The sequence below is a fragment of the Vibrio sp. 1874 genome (assembly GCF_033344395.1).
Taxonomy (GTDB): domain Bacteria; phylum Pseudomonadota; class Gammaproteobacteria; order Enterobacterales; family Vibrionaceae; genus Vibrio; species Vibrio alginolyticus.
In genome coordinates this window covers 1-1,666 of record NZ_JAWPOR010000063.1, presented here as the reverse complement: position 1 = coordinate 1,666, position 1,666 = coordinate 1, and the positions used below count along the sequence as shown (strand labels likewise).

The following is a 1,666-nucleotide window of genomic DNA, read 5'->3' as shown; positions in this document are numbered from 1 at the left end:
TCCATGACCCAAAATCCTTGTATTCGATGTTTCCCGTGGAGAAACCTAACGCCCTGTTAAGGTGTGAGCAACGCAATACCGAAGCCGCCGCATACCACCTTAACCACTAAACCTAACGCATAGTAAAAATGCCACGCGTTGCGAATCACTCTTAAACAGTTTGTTATATTTTAGTGCTCGATACCTTTTAGTAACCGAATTTCAGCGATAACATTGTCTTTTGAACTACGATAAGCACTTGCTAGCTCTGTTGGTATAGATTGATTAATTTCCGAACTCATCACGTTCCGCCCAATCATAATAACCTCAAGCACCTTTTGATCTAATGTATCAGGGAACTTAATCTTATTTTTATGATAAAAACGCTTTAGTTGATCTAAGTTGTCTTGAAGTTCATTCCAAAGTCGTCGATCAAGAAAACTCTTATTAATAGTTCCTTCAACATGCAAGATGTGTATATAGAGTTCATCTAAAACTTCATGCTCTATATGTGTCGGGGCTGGAAACTTATCAGAATTTTCATCCTTAGTGGGGTACAAGGAAAGAATCAAACCACCAACACCACCAATTAAAACAATTGCTGGTTCATAACCGCCCTCTTTCCACAACCAGACTGCACTCAATATAGTTGTAGCTGATGAAAAAATTAACGCTAATTGTTTCTTCATAGCCCCTCAAAAAATATAACGCCCAGTTAAGGGGTGAAGCACGCAACACCGACGTTACCGCATCACGCCTTAATCACTAAACCTAACGCATGACAAAAATGCCATGCGTGCTGAATCCCTCTTGAACTGTTTGTTAGCTGCTCCGTTGCACTCGATTGTCCAGGTACGCGATTTAGCAAGCTCCGATATAAAGAACCTAGAGAGAGCATCTACCGAAGACGTTTTTAAGAGCATAGGCACAACACCGAATTTATATAAATACATCACAGGTAAAACTAAGACAACGTAACCAAGAACAATGAAAAATGCAGCGAACATCAAGTATCCCCATGCTTCACTAAAAGATAGATGGCTGATTAAGTGATAAAATCCACTGTCATTATCAGAACGAGGCACTACGATTAAGGCAACTAAGCTAATAAGATAAATAACCAAACTTAGAATTCGATTCTTTGAATCAGGATTATAAATAAAGTTACAAAATCGAGACCATTCTGACCTACTAGATAACCCATGCTCACTCTTAGCAATTTCTCTGATTTCCTTTAGATCTTTCATCGCATCAAATAAAGATGATCCAATGTGAGAAACTAAAGTTTGGAGGTATACAGCTTTGTGATGATCAACGTTATCACTGTTTAGAAGCGTGAAGTTAGATAAGTGGCGTATTAGGTTTCTGTCATAACGCCTCCTGGCTTTCGCTAACAATAACCCAGCAAAGATCATTAGAAGTATCGACAATAAATCGATTCTTAAAGCAATTTGAAAATACGCACTTAACAAAAAAAGAATCAAAGCGACTATTAAATACAGGATTCCTCTTGCTTCAAAGTAAGAGAAGCTTACTGTGTTTTGGTAGTATATTCTCGACAAATACCTCAACTCTTCCAATACTATGTACTCCTTTCTAAAATAGGACAGCTAACGCCTTGCTAAGGTGTGAGTAACGCAATACAAAAGCTACCGCACAGCGCCTTAATCACATAAGCCACCGCAAA

2 protein-coding genes are annotated in these 1,666 nt (G+C 38.5%); both read right to left on the bottom strand.

Translation table 11 applies throughout. The features are described from left to right. Positions 1-170 precede the first annotated feature (170 nt). Positions 171-668 carry a hypothetical protein gene (locus R8N46_RS24535; RefSeq protein ID WP_115386084.1) on the bottom strand — a complete coding sequence of 166 codons (498 nt, stop codon included), beginning with the start codon at positions 666-668 and terminating at the stop codon, positions 171-173. Positions 669-737: 69 nt separating this feature from the next. Further along, positions 738-1,559 carry a hypothetical protein gene (locus R8N46_RS24530; RefSeq protein ID WP_250156733.1) on the bottom strand — a complete coding sequence of 274 codons (822 nt, stop codon included), beginning with the start codon at positions 1,557-1,559 and terminating at the stop codon, positions 738-740. Positions 1,560-1,666: the final 107 nt, after the last annotated feature.